The 6,284-nt window shown below is 44.0% G+C and carries 5 protein-coding genes; 3 read left to right on the top strand and 2 right to left on the bottom strand.

Translation table 11 applies throughout. The annotated features are described in order from the left end of the window. Positions 1-293 precede the first annotated feature (293 nt). The 3 genes from B7C60_RS14345 (at position 294) to B7C60_RS14330 (ending at position 5,174) form a co-directional block, all read left to right on the top strand. The gene (locus tag B7C60_RS14345) at positions 294-4,046 is read left to right on the top strand and encodes a DUF4132 domain-containing protein (protein ID WP_099612251.1); all 3,753 of its coding nucleotides are present in this window, start codon (positions 294-296) and stop codon (positions 4,044-4,046) included. A gap of 364 nt (positions 4,047-4,410) precedes the next feature. Then, a complete protein-coding gene (locus B7C60_RS14335; RefSeq protein ID WP_099612250.1) occupies positions 4,411-4,677 on the top strand; it encodes a type II toxin-antitoxin system TacA family antitoxin in 267 nt (88 codons plus the stop codon). Then, positions 4,668-5,174: a GNAT family N-acetyltransferase gene (locus B7C60_RS14330; protein ID WP_099612249.1), complete on the top strand. Its 507-nt coding sequence runs from the start codon at positions 4,668-4,670 to the stop codon at positions 5,172-5,174. Before B7C60_RS14335 ends, B7C60_RS14330 begins: the two co-directional genes overlap by 10 nt. Positions 5,175-5,283: 109 nt before the next feature. Here the strand turns inward: B7C60_RS14330 and B7C60_RS14325 are convergent, their stop codons facing one another. Together B7C60_RS14325 and B7C60_RS14320 are read right to left on the bottom strand one after the other, a co-directional pair. Beyond that, on the bottom strand, positions 5,284-5,880 hold the full coding sequence (locus B7C60_RS14325) for a deoxynucleoside kinase (protein ID WP_099612248.1): 597 nt from the start codon (positions 5,878-5,880) through the stop codon (positions 5,284-5,286). 49 nt (positions 5,881-5,929) lie between these two features. Further along, positions 5,930-6,211, bottom strand: coding sequence for a ParE family toxin-like protein (locus B7C60_RS14320; RefSeq protein WP_099612247.1), 282 nt, complete (start codon positions 6,209-6,211; stop codon positions 5,930-5,932). Between the last annotated feature and the right edge of the window lie 73 nt (positions 6,212-6,284).

Genomic DNA, 6,284 nt, shown 5'->3' with positions numbered 1-6,284 from the left:
ATGGTAAAGCACCGGCTAGTGATATTGAATATCTAAAAAATCAAAACGTCGAGGTCTACACCCTATAGCGCCACATGTTACTCCTAACGATAACTGCCTGTGCGGTAAGCGGTGGGCTTTTCTGCCCAATCCACACAGTCGCGGCCATTGGTGATTCTGTGGGGATCGATTTTGTTCATTGTTCCTTTTGATCAATGTTCTCTTTGATCAATATTCCTTTTGATCAATTGTTCCCTTTGATCACTAGCCCTGCGCAAGGAATAAAAATAAATTAGCTCAATAAGGATTGTTTTGTGTTTTCTTCTTTTTCTAAAAAATTATTCAGCCACACCACAACTAACGATTTCGAGAAACGACTGACCACAGCCTGCAAAGGTTATGATGAGTTTGAACCTGGTCTCTCGCACAAAGTGGTGCGCTATCTAATCAATGGTGAAGAGGCGAATTGTTTAACACGATTATCTCAACGACCAGAAAAAAACAGCAAGCTATTTCCCGGCTTTTATTCTCCCAATGATCACTATGATTATGATGAGCAAGTGTTAAATGCGATGCATCAAGTCTTACGCTCAGAACAAGGGCAGCAGCTTGATTTTCTCTATCGCTTAGGCGTTGTTGTCACTCAAATGGGCAAGACACATGATCTCAGTTTTAACCATCAACTGACAGAAAGAGAATTCGATGGTTATTTTGCCCATCTAGTCTCCTTTTTCTGCGACATCAATAACTGGGGACTACCAAGTGACCGCTTACCCAATCGACAGACCTTACAAGCTTTGTTAGCACGGTATCAACAGCCTATTTGGTACGCTGACGCTTTTATCTTGGAACAGACCCCCGGTCTGATAGTGGAAGGTTACGCGGAATACTTACGTCATCATACTAACTGGCTCGATGTCAGTTTGACTCCTGATTTTGCCGAACAACTGCAACAACTGTATGCCGAAGGCCGCTATATATTCTGCCAGCAATTATGTCAGCACACCTCATTGCCAAGCACCCATATTCCATTAATGATGCAGTTGGTGCAAGACAATAGCCAAAAAGTCCGCAAAGCTGCGGCGGCCGCGTTGACACTGTGTAACCCTCTTGATTGTCTATATTATCTAAAACAACACTTCGAGGATGCCGATAGCAAGACACGTGGCTATTGGATCTCTGCTGTACCGGATGTTACCTCTGCTCAACCGTTAATGAAGCAATGGTTAACGAAAGAAACAAACACCATCGTACGTCAACAACTGACCAAAGCACTCACCAGACACCAACACAAGCAAGAAGCTAAAAACTTTGTTTGGCAATTACCGAGTTATCCAATACTCACCATAAGCCATGAATTTCCTGAACGCTGGTTATCTGTATGCATGCAAACCTTGTCAAACGCTATTGCTGAAACAGAAGACAGTATTGCTGAAGCCAAGAGCTACATCAAACAAGATAAAGAAGTAGAATATTGGCAAAACCATTGTCTTGAAAAACAACAAGATTTAAAGGAATTACAATCGATTACTCGCTCACAGATCGCGACAGGCTTGCAAAAGCTACAGCAAAATTTACCACAATCGAACAACGATATTATATTCAAACGACTGGATGATAGATTGGCATGTCGTATTATCAATACATCGGATTTACCACAACAGCCAGATGCACAGTTAGCGCACTATTTTTTACTAGCCACCGGTCAGTTTTCTGGGCTGTATACACTGTTTCATAGTCGACATCCCTGTCAGCTCATCCAGCGTGATATCAGTGATATTCGCCAATTGCTACCGTTACTGCAACCCTTCGCTATTACGCCAGCGGAGATTGGTAATGAAATTCTCAATATTCGATACGAGCCTATTGGTTTTCTACCTCTCGCATTTGAGCAACTCCCCGTATGGCCATTATTTGCGCAATACCCGCAAATGATGATGCTTGCGTTAGAAGGTCAGTTGGCGAAATCAACCTTTGATAGCACGACACAACAATGGCATTTCTCAGCTCTAGTGCGTGATAATTACAGTGCCAACAATATCATGGCACAAGCCTTAACACTGCTTATCGATTTTCCTCAACTGCCACCAGACTGGCTGGATCGAGTATATGAATTGGCATTGGATCATCGTAAACAACTGCAGCAACAGGCGCAAAAAGTGGCTGAGCAACATCCACTCATCAAGGATAAAATACTCGCTGGGCTGACCTCTTCCAGCAAAGAGATACGTAGTATCACCGCGCAATGGCTGAGCAAACTAAAGCTTGCAGCGGCAACAACGGCCTTGCAACAAGCGATCAATAAAGAGAATGACAATACCACGCGTAATCAATTATTGGATGCACTGCAGCAATGTGGTGGTGATATCAGCGAGTTTGTTTCACCCGCAGCACTAGCGGCGGAAGCTGCCGAAGGGTTAAGTAAAGCGGTACCCAAACAGATGGATTGGTTACTGCCACAACATTTGCCTGAGTGCCGACTTGTCGATGGCACCCCCGTTGAACGAGACATCATTTATTGGTGGTGTGTCATGGCAGTAAAAATAAAACAACCCGAAGGCAACAATCTACTACGCCTGTATCTCTCTCAATTGGATAGTGATAGCCAAGCCAAACTCGCCCACTTCATTTTATCAGCGTTTATCGCCCAAGATACTCGTCGCCCAAGCGATCAAGAAGCACACGAATACGCGGAAGTGAACCAGCATTATGAATTGTCCAACTATCAACAATGGGCACAGTATGATTGGGGATCCGACTATCAAAAGTGTACGCTAGAAGATGCTTATCACGCGTGCTTTACAGAACACAAAAATCAGTTGATCGGTAGCGCTATTAAAGAAAAAGGCTTATTAGCACTGATTGCTGGCGGTACAGGGTCGACGTTAGTGGCACAGATCCAACCCTATATGAAACAACACTATCTGCGACATCATCAAATTGAAGCCATGCTAAGTGCGATTGTCCATATTAACCAGCCTGCGGTGATCCAATTTATATTATCCATTGCACGTCGTTATCGAACTAAATCCGTGCAAGAGCTAGCGGTTAAACTCGTAGAACAGATAGCCGCGCGTAACGGCTGGAGTCAGGAAGAACTAGCCGATCGCACGATTCAAACTGCTGGCTTTGAGCATACTCAAGCGCCAACCCCATTTAGCTATGGTAAACGCACCTTGTCACTAAAGCTGAGCCATGATCTGAAATTCCAGTTACTCAATGAAGAAGGCAAAGCGCTCAAAGCGCTACCACAGCCTCGTAAAGATGATGACGACGCTGCGATTAATGAAATTAAAAAATGGATCAGCAACTGTAAAAAAGAGCTTAAGCAAATCATCGAACAACAAACGGCGCGCCTTGATGAAGCCATGATCACCGGACGCCTTTGGACAGTCAGTGATTGGCAAAAGTATCTGCATCAACACCCTGTAATGTTTCACCTACTACAACGCACACTGTGGCAAGTTGAACTGGCCGATGGTTGGCATAGTTTCCGGCCAGCCGAAGACGGCACATTGATTGGGCTCGATCATCAGCCGTTGCAACTACCCGCTATAGCTAACCTGCGCTTACTCAGCAGCAATCAGTTAGATAAAGCCGGAGCCAAAGCTTGGCAAGCGCATCTGAAAAACGACAATATTAAGCTGTTGCTTGAGCAACTCAAACAGGTTGAAGTAACACCAACACCAGAGCAGATCGCACTAGCTCATCACCATGGCTTGCTGACCGATACTTTTACTCTACGCGGTTTACTCAGCAAAAAAGGTTATAAACGTGGTGAAGTAGAAGATGGTGGCTTTTTTGATCACTACTTCAAGCTGTTTGGTCGTTTGGGATTAAAGGTAGAATTTAGCTTCAGTGGTAACTGTGTACCAGAAGAACGCGAAGTAGCAGCCATTTATGATATTAAGGTTTTCAAACAACGCGTTGGCTCAGGTCACCATTATCAAGAGTTACTGCTCAGCCAAGTGCCAGCTAATTTGCTCAACGCCATCGCACGGGACTATGAAGATATCGCCAATAAATGTCATGCCGATCCCGAGTGGCAAAGCAAGTTACCGTGGTAACGACTTGCTTTAACTATCATTGGATCTACCTCTTCAAGCACATTGGTGAATAACGTTCGTCAATCGCATTTAAGGCGGGTAAGTGGCTTTTTGAACTAGGCATCATAGATGCGTGCCGTCAATTTTGCCAATGGGCGACACTTCAGACACAGGTTCAGCTTGAACCCAAGGAGACACAGAATAATTGCAGATAGTTTTCGCATGAGGAGTCCTCGTTAATATAAATCGAGGCTCCAGTCTATGCAGTTGTCCTATGTGGACTCACGTACTCTCAAAGTTTCACGAACACCACTTTGTGTGTCTGTTGACTACACGTAAAAACCATTTAAACTGTATATTAAATAGATATACAGAGGATGGTGTCATGGCTACCAAAACAGCGCCAATCAACATGCGAGTATTACCATCGGTAAGAGACATTATCGATGCCGCAGCAAATTTAAAAAAAGTCGATAGAACCGTGTTCATCCAGCAAGCAGCACTCAATGAAGCACACAGCATACTGGCCGAACAGCGAGATTTTGTTGTTGAAGCAAAGGCTTTTGAAGCGTTTGATAACGAGCTTCGTGCTGAACCACAGACCCTTGAGGGTATGAAAGATCTGTTTAAAAGGAAAGCGCCTTGGGAATAAGTGCACCAACCCTACTCACTGATGAGCACCAGATTAACACCTTTCGATGTGGCATCGAAGAACTCGATATTTGGTTAAGAAAACAGGCGTTAAAGAGTCAAAAGCGCGGAACCGCGAGAGTGTATGTGGTCAATGACACTGACGCACATCAAGTGGCTGGGTACTATGCCATTGCCATGGGTTCAGTTTCCAGAGAGCAAGCATTCAGTTCATTAAGACGAAATAGCCCAGATCCCATTCCCATGGTGATTCTAGCCAGGCTTGGGGTGGATAACGCCTATCAAGGTCAAGGCATCGCGGCGGGTCTTTTAAAAGATTGTATCATTCGCTCAGTACAAGCAATGAACGCTGTCGGTGGCGCAGGAATCTTAGTCCATGCTATTGATAGCACAGCGCAAACGTTCTACAGGAAATTTGGCTTCAAGGAGTCGACGTTTGACCCTTTCGTACTCATGGCACGGATCTGCGATATCGAAAAATCATTGTTCGCTGAGTGAGATGACGGCTCCCCTCTCACACCAGAAGCCGTCAATATTATCAGGTGCCTAGTAAAATGGGGCTGATCGGTTACGCGAAGCCAATAAAAATAGGAAAGCAGCGACCGTTTTACTTATAAACAACGCAATCTATCTGCTCTTTCATGAGCTGGTACGTTTCTTCCACCGATAAACCAAATTTTTCTGATGTATCTATCTCTATAATTGGAATATCAAACCAGTTAAAAATCATCTTGTAGGCCGATTCCACACAATGATTTTGCGTGACGGCATCACCGTACCATTGAATCTCACCCCCTCTGGCTTTAATTCTATTGTTTATGGTTTCGGTATCAGCTTTAACAAAAACTATAACATTTGGCAGCACAATATTATTTGCAATATTCAGTACATCAAACATCGTCCTCACTTTCTCTTCGCCCAATAAAATGCTCTGGTAGGCCAAGGTTGAAAATAGATAGCGATCAAGTATCACCTCTTCCGTCTCTCGTGCTTTCGCCACTTCCTCACTTTTTAAAAAGTTATTGAGCATAAAAAACAGTAATGCACTCTCCTTAGACTGGTTAGCATCAATCATTTTTCTTAACGGTTCAGCTTGTTTAATAATCGCAGAGTGAACGGTGGTATTTCTCTCTTGTGCGTAGCGCGAACTTAAGGTGGTTTTTCCGCAGGCATCGAGCCCTTCATAAACGATAAATTTATTCATTTTTACCTTCTTGTTGAGTATTTTTTAGAACATGTCTATTGGGCAGGATTTAATGTTTCGCCCAATGATCAAACTCCGCATGGCTGACACAATAGTAAGGGCCACAATGGCAACATGAGCGCCTGACCAATAAGCGATAGTTACGATTAATCCGATAACTCAACCAACGCCTGTCTCGTTGAATAACTTTTGGTCGCATTCCTCGTCCAACCTCGTGCTCTCTTAACCTAAGAATCAGCCGCTGCGCTTTATCCACAATGCGACGAGGTGCTTTGGTAATAATTAACGTCATTGTCACCCCCTGTTTATTGGTGATGCTTTGAATCTTCATACCAGTTGCTCCGTTCAATAACGCAAGGCAAACTTGGCGGCATCAAACCCCGCTTCAGCTAAGGCGACATCAA

Source organism: Vibrio fujianensis (assembly GCF_002749895.1).
GTDB classification, from domain to species: Bacteria; Pseudomonadota; Gammaproteobacteria; order Enterobacterales; family Vibrionaceae; genus Vibrio; species Vibrio fujianensis.
Note: the sequence above shows the minus strand (reverse complement) of the source record. Positions and strands in the feature narration are given on the sequence as shown.